Raw genomic sequence first — 19,079 nt, 5'->3', positions numbered from 1 at the left:
TTTTACTCTGCCAGTTCGTATTGCTACAGTGAAGGAGACAAAACTCATAAACGAGAGGACGTTATGGCTACCCTCACGATCAACGGCGAGCGCTACGAGCTCGACGTCCCCGACAACATGCCCCTACTCTGGGTGATCCGGGACGTTGTCGGCCTCAAAGGAACCAAATTCGGATGCGGGATGTCCCAATGCGGCGCCTGCACAGTGCACCTCAACGGAACGGCAATCCGCTCCTGCGTCACACCGGTTTCTGCGGCCAGTGGCGAGATCACCACCATTGAAGCCATGGCCGACGACCCGGTTGGAAGCAAGGTTCAGCAGGCCTGGCTCGATCTCGGAGTGGCCCAGTGCGGATACTGCCAGGGTGGCCAGATCATGAACGCCACAGCGCTGCTGAAAAGAACACCGAATCCCGAAACCGGGGAGATTGTCGATGCCATGGCAGGCAACCTCTGTCGTTGTGGCACCTATAACCGAATCCTTGCAGCGATCGAACGGGCTTCCGGCAAGGAGGGTGAAGCATGAGCGCCGACGATAAATTACTGATCGCCAACGTCAGCCGTCGCCGATTCCTCATGGGCCTTGCTGGCGGCTCTGCCCTGGTGCTTGCGGCCCGCTGGGATGTCGCCCTGGGCGGCAATGAGAAGGCTCAATTTGGCGCCGGAGCCATGCCCGGCGGCTGGGTGGACGATCCCAACGTATTCATCCACATCGAGGCGGATGGCATTGTCACCATCGTGAATAACCGCTCCGAAATGGGTCAGGGTATCCGGACCAGCCTGGTGATGGTTGGTGCCGACGAGCTGGGTGCAGACTGGGACCAGGTGCGAGTCGAACAGGCTGAAGGCGATCACAGCAAATACGGCAACCAGAACACCGACGGTTCCCGCAGCATGCGCCACTGGTACCAGCCCATGCGCCGAGCCGCAGCGGCGGCCAGGCAAATGCTGGAGCAGGCGGCCGCCAATGAGTGGGGCGTGCCGGTTAGTGAGGTGCAGGCTGGCGTACACACCATCATTCACACGCCTTCCGGCAAGGAACTCGGGTTTGGGGATCTCGCAGCCAAGGCACGGGAGCTCGACGTTCCCGGGCGCAATGCACTGGTACTCAAGCGTGACGACGAGCTGCGATTTGTCGGCAAGGAAACCGGCCTCATTAACGGCGAGCTGAAGTCCGCATACCCTAAAGCCATCGACGGTGAGGATATTGTCACCGGTAAGGCGGTGTATGGCGCTGATGTTCCCTTCGAGGACCTGCTCTATGCGGTGATCGCCCGTCCACCGGTTTACGGGGCTACAGTTGGCGATTTCGACGACACCGAGGCACTCAAGGTGCCCGGTGTTGAGAAAGTACTCCAGGTTGAGGGCACCGGCCAACCGGCGGGCTTCAGCCCGCTCGGCGGTATTGCCGTGGTGGCGTCGAATACCTGGGCCGCCATGGAGGGTCGCAAGGCTCTGAAGATCGACTGGAATCTGAAGCCTGCCGGAGACAACGCAAGCTATACGTCGGCCGCCTACAGGGAATCCCTTGAGAAAGCGGCGGAGCAACCCGGCAAGGTCGTCCGTCAGCATGGCGATCTGGACACAGCTCTGGAAAACGCTAGCGAGCGGGTCTCCGCCACCTACTACATGCCCCACATGGCCCAGGCTCCCATGGAGCCCCCGGTGGCGACCGTGCGGATCAAGGACGGCAAGGCTGAGGTGTGGGCGCCGGTGCAGAATCCGCAGGCGACCCGCGATACCGTGGCCGGGCGACTGGGCCTGGATGCGAAGAACGTGACCGTTCACGTTACCCTGCTGGGCGGTGGCTTTGGTCGCAAGTCCAAACCGGATTTTGCCATTGAAGCGGCCAGTATCGCCGAGGCTTTCAAAGGTCGGCCGGTCCGGCTGCAGTGGTCACGGGAAGATGATATTCACCACGCCTACTATCACGCCGTGTCTGTGGATTACCTGGAGGCGGGACTGGACAACAACGGGCAGGCCACCGGCTGGCTGCACCGGACCCTATCTCCCAGTATTGGCTCGCTGTTTGCGCCCGATCCGAAGCACAAGGGTGAGTTTGAACTGGGCATGGGCTTTAACACCATGCCGTTCTCGGTGCCGGCCCTGAGGCTGGAAAATCCGCCTGCGCCTGCTCATGTGCGTATCGGGTGGTTCCGCTCGGTCTACAACCTGCCCCATGCCTGGGCGATCCAGAGCTTTGCCCATGAGATGGCTGTAGCGGCCGGCAAGGACCATAGGGATTACGTTCTCGACCTGCTCGGCCCGGACAGGGAGATTCATAACCTGACGGTAGGCGATGGCTGGAACTATGGCGAAGACCCGGATCTCCATCCCATCGACATCGGCCGCATGCGCAAAGTCATCGAACGGGCGACCAGTGAAGCCGGCTGGGGTAAATCCCCCGGCAAAAATCGCGGGCTAGGCTTGGCCTTTCACCACAGCTTTGTGTCCTACACCGCGATTGTGTTTGATGTGGAAGTGGATGATCAGGGTGAGCTTATCATCCACCGCGCAGACATCGCTTTCGATTGCGGCCCGCAGGCCAACCCTGAGCGGATTCGTTCCCAGTTGGAGGGCGCTATCGTGATGGGCATTGGCATCGCCCTGCAAAGCGAGGTGACCTTCGAGGACGGCGTGGCGCAACAGGGCAACTTCGACAAGTTCCTGATACCCCGCATGCCGGATGCGCCCAAAACGCTTCGAGTCCATCTGGTGGACAACCCGGACGAAGCCATGGGCGGCGTGGGTGAACCGGGCCTTCCCCCGGTGGCGCCGGCATTGTGCAATGCGATCTATGCCGCAACCGGCAAACGCATCCGTCGGCTGCCCGTTGGCGACCAACTGAAAGCCTGAAAGTGATCAGGGCCCCTCGGGGCCCTGTTTTTTTACGCCACTTCCCCTAGCCGCCCTATACCTTCGTGGTATTCCCATAGCATCCTAGCTTTCTCCTCGCTTATAATTCAGATGAAACCAGTCACTCTCCTCGACCCGACGGCCAGCCTTGATGACCCTGATCGATCTGTTCCTGCAAACCATGGAAACCACGCTGCCCGTGTTTGCCATGGTCTTTATCGGCCTGGGACTTCGCCGGATCGGCTGGATCGACAATGCGTTTGTGAATACTGCTTCGGCGCTGGTATTCAAGGCCACCCTGCCGACCCTGGTATTTTTGAGCATCATCCGGGCTGATCTGGATACCGCGTTTAATCCAGGCCTTCTGGTATTCTATCTGGGCGCAACTCTCGCCAGTTTTGCCATAACCTGGCTCTGGGCCCGCTGGCGCGTGGTTCGGGAGGATCGTGGCGTCTATGTCCAGGGCGCGTTCAGAGGTAACTGCGGAATCGTGGGCCTTGCGCTTGCCGCCAATCTTTATGGGGACTTCGGCCTGTCGGCAGGTGGCATCCTGCTTGGCCTGGTGATCATCTCCTACAACATACTTTCGGTGATCGTGCTGGTGGCCTACCAGCCGGGGCAAACAACGGACTGGACGAAGATCTTCCACGACATCATCCGCAACCCGCTCATCCTGGCAGTCTTTGTGGCGATTCCCTTCGCGGCCCTGGATATCTCCCTGCCGGGCTGGGTCATGACCAGCGGCGATTATTTCGCCTCACTCACGCTGCCCCTGGCGCTGCTTTGCATCGGCGCCACCGTATCCCTGAGCGCCATCCGGAGTGACAGCAAAACGGCCTTGGGTTCCAGCCTGTTCAAGATGGTGATACTGCCGGCGCTTTGCACCGCCGCAGCGTGGCTGGCCGGTTTTCGGGGTTCGGAGCTGGGCCTGATGTTCCTGTTCTTCGCCAGCCCGACGGCGGCCGCCAGTTTCGTAATGGTGAAGGCGCTGGGCGGTAATGACCGGTTGGCGGCCAATATCATCGCCCTGACGACCCTTCTGGCAAGCATTACTGTCACTCTGGGAGTCTTTGTGCTTCGCAGTACCGGCCTGATCTAGGCCCTGCCACGGCCTATTGCCTCAATCGCGGCAAAACCCACCTGGCAACCCTCCAGGTAACCACCTCCAAACAGGTTGTAGTGGTTCAGGTAATGGTAGAGGTTATAGACCTCACGCTTGATGCCATAAACCGATGTTCTTGGGTAACACGAGTCGTAGGCCCGGTAGAATGCTTCGCCGAAACCACCAAACATCTGTGTCATGGCGATATCCGCTTCACGATCACCGCAGTAGACGGCCGGGTCAATCAGCCAGGGGCGGTCAGAGCCATAGAGCACGTTACCATTCCAGAGATCACCATGGAGCAGGCTCGGGTGCTCACAGTGGGCGTTCAGCCAGTCCGTCAGCAAGCCCCCGTGCTGGTCCAATACCTGTTCGAAGCGAGTCCTCTGGCTGGCGTCACGAATACGTGAGACCTGGTAGCCAAGGCGGTCGTGGACAAAAAACTCACCCCAGCTGTCGCACCAGCGATTGGGTTGCGGTGCCAGGCCAATGTAATTGTCCCTGCCCCAGCCGTACGCCTCCTGCCGCAGGGCATGCATTCTGGCCAGCCCTTCACCCAGCACCTCGCGCGCCCGATCTGAGCCACCGGAAGACCGGATAGCGGTGATTTCGAGTTCGGTTTCGTTCACCCGATAAACGTGCGGCACACCGACGTCGGTCACCCCGGCCTCATCAAGCGCGCCTGCAAGGCGCTCCAATCCCTCCGCCTCGCAGACCAGGGCATCGGCATAACCAGTTGCATTGTGTTTCAGGTGGGTGGAGGCCATCGGCGTTCTCTCTCCTTGAAGTGGTCGTGCCCGAACCGGTAGATTGAAATAAAGCCTGACACGACAGAACGAGCGGGAGCAAACCATGGATACCAAACGCTGGCAACTTCTGATATCCGGCCGCGTACAGGGGGTCTACTATCGCGCCTCCACGGAACAGAAGGCCTCTTCCCTGGGTTTGACGGGGTTCGCTCGCAATCTGCCCGATGGACGAGTTGAGATTGTGGCCGAAGGCCCGGAGGAACGCCTGGACGAACTCAGAACCTGGTGCGCCGAAGGCCCACCGGATGCGCGTGTGGATGCGGTGGATATTGCGCCGGAATCGCCAACCGGGGAATTCAGCAACTTCAGCGTTCGTTAGGCAATACGCCTCAGCCAGAACGTCATGGGCTTGGCGGTTTCCGCCGCCTGATCCACATCTTTCCATGCATAGGTGGTGGTCAGCTCCGGTACCTTTCGGTAGCCGCGGTTGTGCCAGAATGGGTCCAGCGGCTGGTAATCGGCAGGTCTGAGCGGATGATCTTGAGGCCGCTCGACCGCGCAGAAACAGCAGTGCGTGAAACGGCCCTGTTCCCGGGCATGGCCTTCCCGGTGGTCGAAGAAGGCCACTCCGATGCCCTGCCCCCGGTAATTCGGCAGCAGCACCGACTCACCGAAATAGAAGATCTTGTCTGGCTCATAACCCTGCTCGATGAACGGCCCTTTGAACTCGTCCGTTTCGTGGTCCATCGGGATGCCCGTGGCGGCGCCAATAACCGATTCGCCATCCAGGGCCAGCACGAAGAGACTCTCTGGCGAGCGGGCGTAGGTATCGAGGTACTTGCGCTCGTAGTCCATATCACCGTCGTACAGGTAGGGAAAATGGCGAAACACCTCGATCCTCAGGCGCGCGAGATCATCCAGGTATGTTTTTATTTGGTCACCGCTGAGCCGGCGTATTGAAACCGCCATAAACTACCCCCTGTCGAAAGGTCGGAGCATGCAAAAAGACAAGCCGTTTTCTCAAGCCTGCGAGAATAACAAAGCGCCGATTCTGGAAAAACTTGTCGAGCTTTTCAAACAGCCGGGCACCATTCTGGAAATCGGCACGGGCACTGGCCAGCACGCCGTTCACTTTGCCGCTCACTTACCCCACGTGGTTTGGCAGCCGACCGATCACCCTCAGAACGCCCAGCTTTCCCGGGCGTGGATCGACGACGCCCACCTTACGAATATCAACCCGCCCATTGCCCTGGAGGTATTGAACGGAGATTGGTCCAGGCTGCCCGCCATCGACGGCGCGTTCTCCGCCAATACGGCGCATATCATGGCCTGGAAAGAAGTGCAGGCAATGTTTCGCGGCCTGGCGGAGGCCCTACCCAAGGGCGCGATCTTCTGCCTCTATGGGCCTTTCAGCTATGGCGGTCGGCACACCAGTGAAAACAATGTACGATTCGACCTGTCGCTGAGAACACAGGCGCCGCATATGGGAATTAGGGATATGGAGGATCTCGAGGCTCTGGGTGAAGCAACCGGGCTGAAGCTTGAAAAGGATTTCGGGATGCCGGCTAATAATCGGTTGTTGGTTTGGAGAAAATCCTAGCTCGAACCCGGGAGGGTTCTTTCTACCCTGCCAATCGGCCAATAAAAAACCCCAGCATTTCTGCTGGGGTTTTGTATTGGCGGAGAGGGAGGGATTCGAACCCTCGAAACGCTATTAACGTTTACACACTTTCCAGGCGTGCGCCTTCAGCCACTCGGCCACCTCTCCAATAAACTGTTTCAAATCAGCAACGTCGTCGCTCATTTGAGGGCGCAAACTTTAATGGTTTTACGGGCGCTTGGCAACTCCCCCGGGGAAAATCGTCAAAAAAATTCGGGCGAGACGGGTTTTCTCTTTACCGGTTGAGCAGATTCAGGACTATCGTTAGTACAACGCCGAGTATAATCATCCAGTTTGTGGGGAGAGACTATTCATGCTTATGAAAGCCGAGCAATCGACGCTGTTGCTCATTGATGTCCAGGAAAAGCTGATGCCCGCCATTAGCCATGGCGACGAGGTGGTGGACCGTTGCATCGTTCTCGCCACCATCGCCGGGCTCATGGAGGTTCCGGTGCTGGGTACCGAGCAGTTGCCGGACAAGCTGGGGCATAACGTTGAAGCGGTCCGGGAACTCTGTAACCAGACCCTGGCCAAGCACCATTTTGATGCCTGCCCCGATGGGCTCGTTGACCAGTTGCCGGAGGGTCGGCAGCACATTGTAATAGGTGGTTGCGAGACCCATGTGTGTATGATGCAGACCGCCTTGAGCCTGCTTGATGCTGGTTACAAGGTGTGGGTGGTGGCCGATGCTACCGGCTCACGCAACGAGTTTGACCGGGACGTAGCCCTGGACCGCCTGAACGAGAGCGGTGCCAGGATCGTAACGCTTGAGATGGTGGCGTTTGAATGGATGCGTCATTGCAAACATCCGCAGTTCCGGAACATTCAGGCCCTGATCAAATAGAGGCATCCGGAAGGCTGGCGCCCACGTAACTAGTCACTTCATTTTCAGGTGGTTTTGAGGTTCGCAATGCTCAACATGGACTTTTCCAAAAAAGTCATCATCCGCACCGAAGAGCAGGATTGGGTGCCCAGCCCTGCCGGTGGTGTTCTGAGAAAGCCTCTTGCCCGCGAGGAAGCAGAGCGTGGTCATGCGACCAGTGTGGTCCGGTACGAGCCTGGTGCCTCCTTCAACCGGCATGAGCACCCCCTGGGCGAAGAGATCCTCGTTCTGGATGGGGTGTTTTCCGACGAGACCGGCGATTACCCGGCCGGCACTTATCTGCGGAACCCGCCAGGCAGTGGACACGCCCCTTTCAGCAAGGAAGGCTGCACGCTGCTCGTCAAGCTGCATCAGTTCGACGAACGCGATGGATCCACAGTGCGCATCGATACGCGCACTGCGCCGTGGCGGGCCGGTATGGGCGGGCTTGAGGTGATGCCGCTGCACGAATTCGAGCACGAGCATGTGGCCCTGGTGAAGTGGCCGGCAAACGAGGTTTTCCAGCCCCATCGGCACTTTGGCGGCGAGGAGATATTCGTGCTGTCCGGTGAGTTTTGCGATGAACATGGTCGCTACCCGGCGGGCACCTGGATTCGGAGCCCCCACCTGAGCCAGCATCACCCGTTCGTGGACAAGGAAACAATCATCTGGGTAAAAACCGGCCACCTGCCGATCGAGACGCCATAAAAAAGGGCCCCGAAGGGCCCTGAAGTGGTCAAGAGATCGCTGTGTGTTGCCAGTTCTGCCTGCTGAACGCGTCGTTGCTTGCACCGTCAGGTGCCGTATTGAAGAGCTCTTCTTCACCGGCAGGTATTGCAAACACGTGGTACGCCTCAGGGCCAAATGGATCCAGTGCGGTATCGAGGTATTCGAAGCTGTCAGGCACTGGTTCGCCCGAATAAGCGACTCGGAACTGCCGCTCAAGGGTTGGTGTGGTTACGTTCAGGGGCTGCTCCACCCAGAGGTAGACGGCCTTATGGGGCACGATGTATTCGCTGCGCACCACCCTGTAACCCTCTTTGAGCGTAAGCGTGGTCGGCTCTTTGCCCGGTTCCAGACGGAATTTGTGGATGGTCTTCATAGCTACTGCTCCTCTTCGGGTTGCTGCCTTTCACAGCTCCATAATGGACAGGAACAGAGTTCGATAAAATAAGCTTTTGTGAGCTTTTAAGATCGATATTTTCGATGCAATCAGGCGTCACGATCACCCGTGTGAGCATCGACAATGGCACGGACGCCCTCATGGGCGGTTTTTCGGCCACGGGTGATGGCGAACAATTCATCCATGACGTCTTCAATTGAGGCAATCTGCTCTACCTCATACTGGCGGCAGACCTCCTCGCGGATTGAGGTTGGAGCAGCGAACACGCCATAGCCCTGGCTGCCAAATACCTTGATCAGGGCGCTGTCATCTACCCGGGCGACAAGTTTCATGCGAACCCCATTCAGGGAAAACCAGTTCATCAGTCGCTCGAAATAGGGTGCATCCGTGGCGTTGGCCAGCAACGGTTGGCCATTCAGGGATTCGGGAAACCCCTTTTTGAGCTTTCTTGCCAACTCTGGTGCGGCGAACAGGCTCATGCTGGATCCCGCCAGAGGGTGTACCGTGAGATTGCCGCCCTCCTGCAACCGTGGCACCCGGTCGGTCAGAACCAGATCCAGCTCCTTGCGTTTCAGGCTGAGCACGAGATCTTCGGTGCGCCCGGTCTGGCATTCAAGCTGGATGGACCGCTCGCCCGCCATCGCCGGCTGAAGCAGGTAGTAGGCAATCAGTTTGTGAATCGACGCGGAGACGCCGGCTCGCAGGGTCAGCGGGCGCTCGGAAGGATCAAGCCGCAGGGTTTCGGCAAGCTCACCGGTGAGGGCGAATATGTCGTCGGCGTAGCCGAGGATCAGCCGGCCGTAGTCTGTGAGGATCAGCTTGCGCCTTTCCCGGGAGAACAGGCGCCCACCCACTGAGGCTTCAAACGTCGCAAGCTGGCCACTGAGGGTCTGCGGCGCCAGTTCCAGGACTTCACTGGCTCGGGCGATCGAACCTTCCCGGCTGATCACCCAGAAATAGTAGAGATGGCGGAGGTTAAGCTGTTCCATTCCTTTGCCCTGCCCCCGATTCAGGATGGCCGCGGAATTTTGAGGATTTCACCGAAGGTGACGTATTCGCTTCCCCCGAGACGGCCGATCGGATCAATCGCAGCGCCACTGAAGGTCAGGCGATTCTTGTCATCGTAACGAGCTGCATCATCAGATACCCATACCCGGGTGACTTTTCCGAATACCAGTGACTGGGGCCCGGCACCGATTTCCTTGATGTCGTAGAGCTCGCAGGCAAAAGCCACGTGGCAGTCCTTGAGCCGAGGCAGGCTCGAGCCTTCAAAATCCACCAGCTCCAGATCAAGATTTTTCAGTTCGGATTCGCCATGGGGCAAGGTTCGCGAGGATTCTGTGACCGCCGCGGCGAGATCCCGGTGGGCGATATGAACGACAAAATTCTTTCTCGCTTCAATGTTTACCCGGGTGTCTTTCGAAACGCCCTCCGCCGGTTTTTTACCAACGGAAATCATCAGCAACGGGGGATTGCTGGTGATGGGCGTAAAGAACGAGAATGGCGCCAGATTGTAGTCCCCATCCGGATTTTCACTCAGCACCCAGGCAACTGGCCTCGGAATCACTGTCTGGGTAAGGATGTGGTAGGCATCTTTCGGATCCATATCCTCGAAATCTATAAGCATCACTCTCTCCCGTTAACTGCAGCTTCGGGCGTTCGTTCGCGCAACAGCCACAAAGTCATCAATAACCCGTGAAGTATCAGGAAGGGTACGGCAACCATGACCAGACCGCCCCAGCCCAGCCAGCTCAGAATTGCGCCGGCAGACAGCGCCGCGGTCGCCTGGGAGCCAAAAACCATTATGTCGTTCAGGCCCTGGACGCGGAAGCGTTCGGCATCCCGATACCCCCGGGGCAGCAGCGTTGTGCCACCAACGAACAGGAAATTCCAGCCAACGCCGAGCAACAACAGCGCTGACAGATAGTGGTGGAAGCTGACACCACTCGCGGCAAGGGCAATACAGCCCAGATAGGCCAGCAGGCCCGCTGCCATCATCAGGGGAATGCCTACCACGCGTGTCAGCCAACCGCTGATCAGCGACGGAAGATACATGGCCATTATGTGGAGCTGGATCACCCGCTTGGCATCGTCGAGGTCATGGCCGACCATTTCGGTCATGCTCAGCGGCGTCGCCGTCATGATGAAACTCATCACCGCATAGCCAATGGCCGCGGCACTCATGGCCGCCCAGATCAAAGGGTTCGCCATAATCTCCCGTAGGGGGCGGCCTCCTCCCGGCCGGGATTCCTGGACGCGCTCGGCCCCTGCCCGGTAACCGATAGCAAGGATCAGCAAAGCCGCACCCTGGACGGCCGCCAGCGCGATCCAGCTGACCAGAAACGGGTATTGCTCCGCCGCGCCGCTACCCAGACCCGCAACTTCCGGCCCGAGCCAGGCTGCGACCAGACCACCCAGCAACACGCGAGCGGCAGCAGAACCCGCCATACCCGGCGCCACGGATTCCATGGCCGCAAACCGATATTGGTGAACCACCGCAAGCCCGGTACCACCGACCACGGCCGCAAGACAAAGAAGGGAAAACAGACCAGTCCAGGACGCCAGGCCTCCCATAAGACCTGCAACAATGCCCATGATGGCACCCAGCAGCATCACGCGCTTGCGCCCAATGCGCTCCATTAACCAGGTTGCCGGTTTGATAGCCAGAACGGTGCCTACGACCACCAGCCCGACGGGAAGTGTTGCGTACTCGGGCGCCGGGGCGAGCATTCTGCCCTGAATGCTGCCTATAAAAACGATAAAAGGCGCTGTGCACATGGCCAGCGCCTGAGCGGCAACCAGGACCCAGACATTGAGGGGCATGGATTATTTTTTCCTGTAGATGATTCCGGGGTGGCACTGAACCATCTCATAGAGATGGGGCAAGCCGTTGAGCGATTCCGAGGCACCAAGAACCAGGTAGCCGCCCGGGTTCAGGGTGGCGTGCATCCGGGTGAGAATGTCCTTTTTCAGGTCCGCCGAAAAATAGATCAGAACGTTCCGGCACATCACAATATCGAACTTGCCCAGCATATAACGCTCAAGCAGGTTCAACTCCTTGAACTCCACCATGCTCTTGATCTGGGGTTTGATCTGCCAGCCACCGTTCAGGGACGGCGTGAAAAACTGCTTCTGGCGCTCTGGCGAGAGCCCCCGACCAATGGCAAGCATTTCATACTCGCCCTTGCGAGCCACATCAAGAACGCTTTTGGAGATATCCGTCGCGGTGATCTTTACATCCCGCAGCTTCCCGGGCCTCGCCCGCCGAAACTCCTCGACGATCATGGCAATCGAATACGGCTCCTGGCCGGTTGAGCAGGCCGCAGACCAGATACGCAAAGGCTGCATCGAGTTGCGCTCTGCGAATTCGGGAAGCAGTTTCTCCTGAAGAATCCGGAAAGGGTGATTGTCACGGAACCACAGGGTTTCATTGGTTGTCATCGCATCGATGACAGTCTCTTTCAGACCGCCCCGCCCGGGGCGCTTAAGGCGCTCGAGCAGTTCACCCAGGGTATTCAGGCTGTTCTCTTCAAGAATCCTGCGCAACCGGCTTTTGACCAGGTACTGTTTATTATCGCCCAGTAAAATCCCACAGGCATCCTGCAGGAACGATTTGAAGGCTTCATATTCCTGTGGCGTTATTTCCGCTTTCATTGGGTCTCTGTTCTGAGTGAATCTTTGAGCGGCTCCATCAACCCTGGTCGATGATTTCCATCACCCGCTCTGCCAGCTCGTCCGGACTGAACTTTGCCATAAAGTCGTCGGCCCCGACCTTCTTTACCATGGCCTGGTTGAACACACCGCTGAGTGAGGTGTGAAGCATAACAAACATATCCGAAAGCGCCGGGTCCTCTTTCACCTTGGTGACGAGGGTGTAGCCATCCATTTCAGGCATCTCCACGTCCGAGATGATCAGGGAGAAGTGATCCTTGGCCCGGGAACCATCCGCAGTGATTTCCTTCAGATGTTCAATAGCCTGCTTGCCGTCGTTTTTCAGCACCACTTCCATGCCAATTGCGGTGAGACACCGCTGTATCTGGCGCCGGGCCACGGATGAATCATCGACCACCAGCACGGGCAGATGCCCCGGTACCCTATCCGCGCTCTTACTCAGAACGGCTTCGGTTACGTCCTCCCCAAGCGGAGAAACTTCTGAAAGAATCTTCTCTACATCAATGATTTCGATAAGCTTATCATCAATTTTCGTGACAGCGGTAAGATAGACATCCTTGCCGGCCCCTTTGGGTGGAGGCAGGATTTCTTCCCAGTTCATGTTCATGATTCGCTCGACGCCGCTCACCAGGAAACCCTGCGTTTTGCGATTGTATTCAGTGATGATGACGAAACTGGTGGAGAGCTCTTCTTGCGGGATACCGGGCAGACCGATTGCCATGCTCAGATCGATAATGGGGATAGTCTCACCCCGGCTATGGGCTACGCCTCGAACAACCGGCCGGCTGTTGGGCAGGGAGAACAGCTTCGGACACTGCAGCACCTCTTTCACCTTGAACACGTTGATCCCGTAGATCTGGCGCCCCCTGAGACGGAAAAGAAGCAGCTCTAGGCGGTTCTTTCCGACCATCTGAGTGCGCTGGTTGACACTGTCCAAAACCCCTGCCATTTCGATTCTCCTGGCTTGCCGGAATTACAACGGCATATATCTTGCTGTTCACTGAATAATAGCCTGATCGACGGAAACCCGTCATATCAGGGGTGGGTCAGCCCATTTAACGGCCACTTTTACCGAATCCTTAGCCTGATTCGGGCTTTTCTGCCCTGTTGTTGACAGCATAGGACAAACTGATACGTATGCGCATCACGAATTTCGCCCTACTACTGCTAATGTCTGGCCTGAGCACGCCGCTCCTTGCTGGAACGACGGCTGAACAGATTCAGAAAGCAACCCTGGCGTTTCTGGACAGCTTTGCGTCTGAACAGGCCGAGCATGGCTACACCGTTTCCTTCGAACCCGGTTCCATCGACAGCCGCCTCGCTCTCGCCGAGTGCGAAAAGCCTTTGAGTGTAGAGTTCAGCGGGGATCCATGGAAAAGCACCAGCCCGTCGTTGCAGGTAGCCTGCGAAGGAACCCGCCCATGGCGAATGTTTGTTACCGCTTCAGTCTCTATCCATGGGCCAGCCCTGGTGGCAGCGAGGCCACTCACACGTGGAGAGCGAATAACCGAAGGGCTGCTTGCGAAGCAGTCTGTTGAAATCAATTCATCCAGACGGGGCGTGATTACCGACTCGAAGCAGGCGATTGGCATGGAAGTGCGGCGCGCAGTGAATGCCGGATCGCTCGTTACACCAGACATGCTTTCGGCCCCGAATGCGGTCGAACGAGGCGATCATGTTATCATCACCGCCAAAACCGGTGGATTTTCAGTACGTTCCCGGGGCAAAGCCCTGGCAAGCGCCAGCGTTGGCGAACAGGTTCTGGTTGAGAATCTGCGCTCATCGCGCACGATAAGAGCCAGCGTTGTCGCGCCGGGCCACGTGGAGATTCCGATGTGAGCCGCGTGCGGCAGAGGCTTGCCGGAGCGGCAAGTGAATGCCGCAAAACCGGTCGTAAAAGCAGATGAAAAAAAGTGCTAAAAGTACTAAAGGTTTTCGCGGCGCCGCCGTTAAGAAGACATAAACTCGAGTAAGCGCCGCATTCGTGGCGCGACAGGCAAGCAGGTACAGATATGTCAGTTGACTTAAATGGAATTGGCCCCGGCCAGGTCAACACCCAGAGAACCACGGCCGACAAAAGCTCCGGCGCACAGAATACCCAGCCGGCATCCAACGAACAGGCGAAGACACAGGCCCAGGGGGCCCGTGGTGAGAACGTCAGCCTGAGCAATCAGGCAAAGAATCTGAAGCAGCTCGAACAAAAGCTGGGCGATTATCCGGAAATGGATGACGACCGCATCGAGCAGATCCGTTCCGCCCTCGAAAATGGCACGTACAAGATTGACGCCGAGAAGCTGGCCCAGAAAATGCTTGAGATGGATGAAAGCATTTTCGGGTGAGTAGACCATGGCCGCAATTGATGATTTGAAGACCCTTCTTTCCCAGGATATCAGCCAGCTTGAAACACTGGCTGACGTTCTCGGCAAGGAAAAGACCTGCCTTGCGAATTCCGACCTCCGCCAGCTGGACGCCCTGACCAGAGAGAAGAACGATCTCCTCGGTGCAGTCCGCGAACGCGCCAAACAGAAAATCCGAACGCTCGTACAAATGGGATATCGCCCCGAAAGTGGCGAGCCTTCCCGCTTTATTCGCAGCGCCGGATTCTCGGATCTCTTCGAACTCTGGCAGGAAGCGGACCAGAAGCTGCGAACCTGTCAGACGCTGAACCAGACCAACGGTCGCGTAATCAGCCACTTGCAAAAGCGTTTGTCGAGGCTCACAGATATTTTCCGCGGCGCCACCGGCCAGCAAAAGCTGTACGGTGCACAGGGTCAGCAGACCACGGTATCAAGCAGCACGGTGCTCGCCAGCGCCTGAGCCCGGACGCATGGCTCTGCCGAGCCATGCTTTCCACTTCATCGGGTGTAGATGGTCATCTGGGAGTCGGGATGAAACCGGATGTCGTGAATGCTCACGTTGCCCATTGAAGCTCCCCGGCCTCCCGTAACCCGTATATTGTCCATCCGAATTTCCTCGATGCGCTCAGGGAACGCCAGCATCAGGGCGCCATCTTCTCTTACCCGATAACGTGGCTCCCCTTCACGATAATGCACACCGGAAATGCTGAGATCTGAATCCAGGAAGTTCAGAACCGGCACGAAGATATTGGCGGAAAGCTTGAGACCTTCAATAACATCTGCGGATGCCTCGGAGCCCTGCTCCCCATTTCCTGCGGGGTTCTCCGCCATTTTGCTGACAATACCAATGCGCTGCAGCAAGGTCGGATCGCCCTGACCGGAAATCGCCGCCAGCTCGGCTTCGCTCATGGGGGCAAGATTGCCTCTGTCATAAAGTTCGCCGGCTTCCAGTATTGCCTGTGACGCCTCGGCCGAATTGCTGGCCGCAAAGGTTACCAGGGGCTGGAATGGCAGCGTGACCGCTGTTACCAGGGCGGCAGCGTTGCGATAGCGGGACTGGTGCTTGAGGACACGGTGCAGCTCCTTCTCGCTGATCCAGCCCGCCTGGATAAATACCTCACCCAGGCGCTGTCCCGATTCGCGCTGAAGCCTGAGGCCTTCGTTAACCTGCCCCTCAGACAGATACCCACGATTGATAAGCAATCGCCCGAGGCGTGATTTCTCTTCAAATCCCTGACGGATTCTCACCCAGTGTCTCCTTTTAAACAGTGAAAACCGTACAACCCGGCCCGGCCAGTGTGATCCATGACTTCCGATATCGGGAAGGTTAGCCGATCACACAACAATGTGCGTGGATGCAGTGCCCGTTTTACCATCACCATCTGGTAAGATCTGGCACCTGATAACAGAATTCGCCGAATTGTCGCAGGAAACACACCTGCTAATAACACGGAGAACGGCTGCAAATGACAAACATGGTAAAACCCCTGAAAACTGTGACACCCGTATTGCTTATGGCACTCGCCCTGCTCATGCCGACTGCCGCGGTGCAGGCGCAAACCAATGAGCAACTGGCCAGTGATCCTCTTCCGAAGGTCCGCATGGTGACCAGTGAAGGCGCTATCGAGCTTCAGCTTCGCCCGGATGTTGCGCCCGAAACGGTCGACAATTTCCTGCAGTACGCCGAAGACGGTTTTTTCGACGGCACCATCTTCCATCGGGTTATACCCGGGTTCATGATCCAGGGCGGCGGTTTCACCCGGGATCTCTCCCGCAAGTCCACTCGGGCCCCTATCCGCAATGAAGCGAAAGAGACACTGCCGAACCTTCGTGGAACCATTGCGATGGCTCGCACCAGTGCGCCTGATTCCGCCACGTCCCAGTTCTTTATCAACCTTTCCGACAACGGGTTCCTGAACGCCGGAGTTCGCGGCCCGGGTTATGCGGTTTTTGGCAAGGTGACCGAGGGCATGGGCGTTGTCGATGCCATTGCCCGCAAACAGACCACCCGGAAACAGGGGATGGCCGATGTGCCGGTTGAACCTGTGATCATCGAAACCGTCACCGTGGTCGACCCCGAAGGCTGACACCGTGGACCGTGCTCCCCTGCCGCCCGGAATAGAGCCCGCTGAACTGGCTTGGCACGACGGCGTCCCGGAGTCCATCCGGTTCGGCGATGTCTATTTCAGCCGCGACAATGGTCTCGAGGAAACACGCTACGTTTTCCTGCAACACAACCAGTTGCCCGAACGTTTCGCACAGATTCCCGAAGGCGGCAATTTCGTTATTGCCGAAAACGGCTTTGGAACCGGCCTGAACTTTCTCGCCGCCTGGCAAGCCTGGCAGCGACACGCTCCGGCCCATGCGGCGACGCTGCACTTCGTTTCCGTTGAACGTTTCCCCCTCACCCACGAGGACCTGGCCCGGGCCCTGGCACAGTGGCCCGAACTGGCTGCGCTGGCCGACGAACTGCTTCTGCATTACCCACCCCTGGTGCGTGGGGTACACAGGCTGGTCCTGGCCGGGGGGCAGGTTCGACTGACGCTATTTTTCGGCGACATTAACGACGCCTGGCAATCCCTGGATTTTCAAGCCGACGCCTGGTTTCTGGACGGGTTCGCTCCGTCCCGCAACCCGGATATGTGGCTGGAAAACATCATCAACAAGATCCGTGCACACAGCAGGCCGGGTACAACTCTGGCGACCTTTACCTCCGTTGGCCGGATTCGTCGGGCCTTGATGGGGGCCGGATTCCGGATGGAAAAAACCGCCGGATACGGTCGCAAACGGGATATGCTGAAAGGCGTTCTTGTCGCGGAGAACCCGGCACCCATCAAAACGGCTCCCACGGAACAACAGGAATCGATCGCAATAATCGGCGCAGGTGTTGCCGGCTGCGCACTGGCAAGAAACCTGGCAGACCGGGGCTACCCGGTAACACTGATCGACGCCCATGGCCCGGGTGCAGCGGCGTCCGGCAACGCCCAGGGCGCCCTGTATGTGAAGCTGGGCGTAGAGTTCAACGACCAGACCGAGCTGGCGCTCACAGCACTCTCGTTCGCGCAGCGTTTCTACCACAACTGGCGCGACCAGCACTGGCATCCGACCGGCCTGCTACAGCTGGCCCACAACTCCCAGGAAGCGGACCGGCAGCGGAGGTTTCTCCAAAGGAACGACTACCCCCGGAGTATCTTTTACCCGGTGACCCGGGAACAGGCCAGCGCCCTGACAGGCGTGCCAACGGAATCGGGCGGGCTCTGGTTCCCCGGCAGTGGCTGGCTCGAACCCGCAAACCTTTGCAAGGAACTGGCGAACCACCCGCTGATATCCACGGTGTTCCATAGCGAGGTCAACAATCTTCGGCGTTCGGACGGCACATGGAGCATTTCGACGGAAAACAACAGATCGATCACCGCTGACCGGGTGGTCATCTGCTCGGGCCATCTCAGCCCGGAGCTTATCCCGACAAAGGGTCGTTTCCGGTTGAAAGCCATTCGTGGCCAGGTTAGCCACCTGCCAGCGACAGCTCTCAGAGGCCCAACGGCCGTTATCTGTGGTAACCGGTATTTGAACCCTGCACTGGGCGAGTTTGCCGTAACCGGCGCAACCTTCGATCTACGTGATAACAACCCATTGCCCACCGTGGAAAGTCATAACGAGAACATCGACGAACTCGGCTCGATGCTGCCTGCGGTGTTTTCCGATGAAAGCGATGCGCTTCGCGGGGAGGAACTCAGTGGCCGGGTTGCCTTCCGATGCACCACCCATGACTACCAGCCGGTGGCCGGACCCGTTTTCGACGGCGAGAGCGGCGATCTCGATAGCCTTTACCTCCTTACTGGCCTTGGCAGCAAAGGACTGACCTACGCACCGCTCCTGGCCGAATATCTGGCTGACTTGCTCACCGGACAACCTCCCTGCCTTCCCGCGAACCTGGCCAAACGCCTTGAAACCCGACGCCTCTATCAGACGAATGTGGTGGTTTCGTAATAAACTCCAGCTGAAGTTTCCGGTCAGACTGCCGATAACCATCGAAATGGTGGCATAGTCACGGAGAGAACCCATGTCCATTTTTGTCAGCGAACCCGGCCGCCCGGTCGGAACCCGGCTACCGGAAACATTCCGGGCAAGGCCCGTGGGTGATGTTACAGAGCTGGCAGAAACCCAGAGCATCAATCCTGGCCGAAGTGAGGCAACGGACGCCGAGTTCCAGCAGGCCGCCAATGCCGGTCGCTACAAAGCACTGGAGGAATACGGCGCGGCGGCCGCTGGCGAGCGCCGTGAAGACCGCCCGTATCTGCCGGTATCCAGCATCTCGTCTCAAACCCTGTATTCCGTTCCGGCGTCTGCAACGATTTCTGAGGCTTTAACCGTCATGGACGAGCACCAGGTGCACCACCTTGTGATCATGGCGGACAACAACGTTGCCGGCCTTGTCGACCTGCGTTGGCTCCTGGGCTGGCTTCACGAGAATGAAGCCGATGCCATGAGCCAGAGCCTGGTTCACATCGAGTTGCCCGCCTTCCTGACAGCCTCACCCGAGACCGATGCCCACCAGCTTGCCAGACTTATGCTGGCCCACCAGCTCAATGCCGCCCTGGTGGTAGATGCGAAAGGCGCCGCCTCCGGAATTGTTACCAGCACGGACTACCTGCGACTCTACGCCAGCTCAGGCCGCCATCAGGGAACGGTGTAGCCC

22 protein-coding genes and 1 tRNA gene are annotated in these 19,079 nt (G+C 58.2%); 13 read left to right on the top strand and 10 right to left on the bottom strand.

Annotated elements, in window-relative coordinates; all coding sequences use genetic code 11:
* The first annotated feature begins 63 nt into the window (after window positions 1-63).
* The 3 genes from KYE_RS13885 to KYE_RS13875 all read left to right on the top strand — a co-directional run bounded on the left by KYE_RS13885 (window position 64) and on the right by KYE_RS13875 (window position 3,954).
* Window positions 64-525, top strand: a complete 462-nt coding sequence (locus KYE_RS13885; protein WP_008174459.1) for a (2Fe-2S)-binding protein — start codon at window positions 64-66, stop codon at window positions 523-525.
* Window positions 522-2,855 carry a xanthine dehydrogenase family protein molybdopterin-binding subunit gene (locus KYE_RS13880; protein ID WP_008174457.1) on the top strand — a complete coding sequence of 778 codons (2,334 nt, stop codon included), beginning with the start codon at window positions 522-524 and terminating at the stop codon, window positions 2,853-2,855. The genes KYE_RS13885 and KYE_RS13880 overlap by 4 nt, the downstream gene beginning before the upstream one ends.
* Before the next feature lie 151 nt (window positions 2,856-3,006).
* Window positions 3,007-3,954, top strand: a complete 948-nt coding sequence (locus KYE_RS13875; protein ID WP_008174455.1) for an AEC family transporter — start codon at window positions 3,007-3,009, stop codon at window positions 3,952-3,954.
* On the opposite strand, the gene KYE_RS13870 is transcribed toward KYE_RS13875, so the two are convergent.
* Window positions 3,951-4,724, bottom strand: a complete 774-nt coding sequence (locus KYE_RS13870) for a fructosamine kinase family protein (RefSeq protein ID WP_008174453.1) — start codon at window positions 4,722-4,724, stop codon at window positions 3,951-3,953. The two genes, KYE_RS13875 and KYE_RS13870, sit on opposite strands and share 4 nt — an antisense overlap.
* Window positions 4,725-4,809: 85 nt before the next feature.
* Here KYE_RS13870 and KYE_RS13865 point away from each other — a divergent pair, with 85 nt between their 5' ends.
* Window positions 4,810-5,085: an acylphosphatase gene (locus KYE_RS13865; RefSeq protein ID WP_008174451.1), complete on the top strand. Its 276-nt coding sequence runs from the start codon at window positions 4,810-4,812 to the stop codon at window positions 5,083-5,085.
* Here KYE_RS13865 and KYE_RS13860 read toward each other — a convergent pair.
* Window positions 5,082-5,675, bottom strand: a complete 594-nt coding sequence (locus tag KYE_RS13860; protein WP_008174450.1) for a GNAT family N-acetyltransferase — start codon at window positions 5,673-5,675, stop codon at window positions 5,082-5,084. The two genes, KYE_RS13865 and KYE_RS13860, sit on opposite strands and share 4 nt — an antisense overlap.
* A gap of 28 nt (window positions 5,676-5,703) precedes the next feature.
* Here KYE_RS13860 and KYE_RS13855 point away from each other — a divergent pair, with 28 nt between their 5' ends.
* Window positions 5,704-6,306, top strand: coding sequence for a DUF938 domain-containing protein (locus tag KYE_RS13855; protein ID WP_008174448.1), 603 nt, complete (start codon window positions 5,704-5,706; stop codon window positions 6,304-6,306).
* A gap of 77 nt (window positions 6,307-6,383) precedes the next feature.
* On the opposite strand, the gene KYE_RS13850 is transcribed toward KYE_RS13855, so the two are convergent.
* Window positions 6,384-6,474, bottom strand: a tRNA-Ser gene (locus KYE_RS13850).
* Between the two features lie 205 nt (window positions 6,475-6,679).
* Between KYE_RS13850 and KYE_RS13845 the strand changes: the two genes are divergently transcribed.
* Both KYE_RS13845 and KYE_RS13840 read left to right on the top strand, forming a co-directional pair.
* Window positions 6,680-7,210 (top strand): isochorismatase family protein, encoded by a 531-nt coding sequence (locus KYE_RS13845; RefSeq protein ID WP_008174446.1) that lies wholly within the window; start codon window positions 6,680-6,682, stop codon window positions 7,208-7,210.
* 66 nt (window positions 7,211-7,276) lie between these two features.
* Window positions 7,277-7,936, top strand: a complete 660-nt coding sequence (locus tag KYE_RS13840; RefSeq protein ID WP_008174444.1) for a cupin domain-containing protein — start codon at window positions 7,277-7,279, stop codon at window positions 7,934-7,936.
* A gap of 28 nt (window positions 7,937-7,964) precedes the next feature.
* On the opposite strand, the gene KYE_RS13835 is transcribed toward KYE_RS13840, so the two are convergent.
* The 6 genes from KYE_RS13835 to KYE_RS13810 all read right to left on the bottom strand — a co-directional run bounded on the left by KYE_RS13835 (window position 7,965) and on the right by KYE_RS13810 (window position 12,972).
* Window positions 7,965-8,330, bottom strand: a complete 366-nt coding sequence (locus KYE_RS13835; RefSeq protein WP_008174443.1) for a hypothetical protein — start codon at window positions 8,328-8,330, stop codon at window positions 7,965-7,967.
* A gap of 110 nt (window positions 8,331-8,440) precedes the next feature.
* Window positions 8,441-9,340, bottom strand: a complete 900-nt coding sequence (locus KYE_RS13830; protein WP_008174441.1) for a LysR family transcriptional regulator — start codon at window positions 9,338-9,340, stop codon at window positions 8,441-8,443.
* 20 nt (window positions 9,341-9,360) lie between these two features.
* Window positions 9,361-9,978, bottom strand: a complete 618-nt coding sequence (locus KYE_RS13825; protein ID WP_008174440.1) for a flavin reductase family protein — start codon at window positions 9,976-9,978, stop codon at window positions 9,361-9,363.
* Complete coding sequence (locus tag KYE_RS13820) at window positions 9,978-11,174, bottom strand: MFS transporter (protein WP_008174438.1); 1,197 nt, start codon at window positions 11,172-11,174, stop codon at window positions 9,978-9,980. Before KYE_RS13820 ends, KYE_RS13825 begins: the two co-directional genes overlap by 1 nt.
* Window positions 11,175-11,177: 3 nt before the next feature.
* Complete coding sequence (locus tag KYE_RS13815; RefSeq protein ID WP_008174436.1) at window positions 11,178-12,005, bottom strand: CheR family methyltransferase; 828 nt, start codon at window positions 12,003-12,005, stop codon at window positions 11,178-11,180.
* Between the two features lie 37 nt (window positions 12,006-12,042).
* Window positions 12,043-12,972, bottom strand: coding sequence for a chemotaxis protein CheV (locus KYE_RS13810; RefSeq protein ID WP_008174434.1), 930 nt, complete (start codon window positions 12,970-12,972; stop codon window positions 12,043-12,045).
* 188 nt (window positions 12,973-13,160) lie between these two features.
* Between KYE_RS13810 and flgA the strand changes: the two genes are divergently transcribed.
* From flgA to KYE_RS13795, 3 genes are all read left to right on the top strand, one after another.
* Window positions 13,161-13,862: a flagellar basal body P-ring formation chaperone FlgA gene (flgA, locus tag KYE_RS13805; RefSeq protein WP_008174432.1), complete on the top strand. Its 702-nt coding sequence runs from the start codon at window positions 13,161-13,163 to the stop codon at window positions 13,860-13,862.
* A gap of 173 nt (window positions 13,863-14,035) precedes the next feature.
* Complete coding sequence (gene flgM, locus KYE_RS13800; RefSeq protein WP_008174429.1) at window positions 14,036-14,362, top strand: flagellar biosynthesis anti-sigma factor FlgM; 327 nt, start codon at window positions 14,036-14,038, stop codon at window positions 14,360-14,362.
* Between the two features lie 7 nt (window positions 14,363-14,369).
* Window positions 14,370-14,840, top strand: a complete 471-nt coding sequence (locus KYE_RS13795) for a flagella synthesis protein FlgN (RefSeq protein WP_008174427.1) — start codon at window positions 14,370-14,372, stop codon at window positions 14,838-14,840.
* A gap of 38 nt (window positions 14,841-14,878) precedes the next feature.
* Here the strand turns inward: KYE_RS13795 and KYE_RS13790 are convergent, their stop codons facing one another.
* Window positions 14,879-15,628, bottom strand: coding sequence for a hypothetical protein (locus tag KYE_RS13790; protein ID WP_008174424.1), 750 nt, complete (start codon window positions 15,626-15,628; stop codon window positions 14,879-14,881).
* 227 nt (window positions 15,629-15,855) lie between these two features.
* On the opposite strand from KYE_RS13790, the gene KYE_RS13785 reads away from it, so the two are divergent.
* From KYE_RS13785 to KYE_RS13775, 3 genes are all read left to right on the top strand, one after another.
* Window positions 15,856-16,467 carry a peptidylprolyl isomerase gene (locus KYE_RS13785; RefSeq protein WP_413540230.1) on the top strand — a complete coding sequence of 204 codons (612 nt, stop codon included), beginning with the start codon at window positions 15,856-15,858 and terminating at the stop codon, window positions 16,465-16,467.
* Between the two features lie 4 nt (window positions 16,468-16,471).
* The gene (gene mnmC / locus KYE_RS13780) at window positions 16,472-18,370 is read left to right on the top strand and encodes a bifunctional tRNA (5-methylaminomethyl-2-thiouridine)(34)-methyltransferase MnmD/FAD-dependent 5-carboxymethylaminomethyl-2-thiouridine(34) oxidoreductase MnmC (protein WP_008174420.1); all 1,899 of its coding nucleotides are present in this window, start codon (window positions 16,472-16,474) and stop codon (window positions 18,368-18,370) included.
* A 73-nt stretch (window positions 18,371-18,443) separates the two neighbouring features.
* Window positions 18,444-19,076, top strand: coding sequence for a CBS domain-containing protein (locus tag KYE_RS13775; RefSeq protein WP_008174418.1), 633 nt, complete (start codon window positions 18,444-18,446; stop codon window positions 19,074-19,076).
* Window positions 19,077-19,079 lie beyond the last annotated feature (3 nt).

It is taken from the genome of Marinobacter manganoxydans MnI7-9, from assembly GCF_000235625.1.
In the GTDB taxonomy this organism is placed as follows: domain Bacteria; phylum Pseudomonadota; class Gammaproteobacteria; order Pseudomonadales; family Oleiphilaceae; genus Marinobacter; species Marinobacter manganoxydans.
The sequence above is the reverse complement of the archived record's forward strand: the minus strand, read 5'-3'. Positions and strand labels throughout refer to the sequence as shown.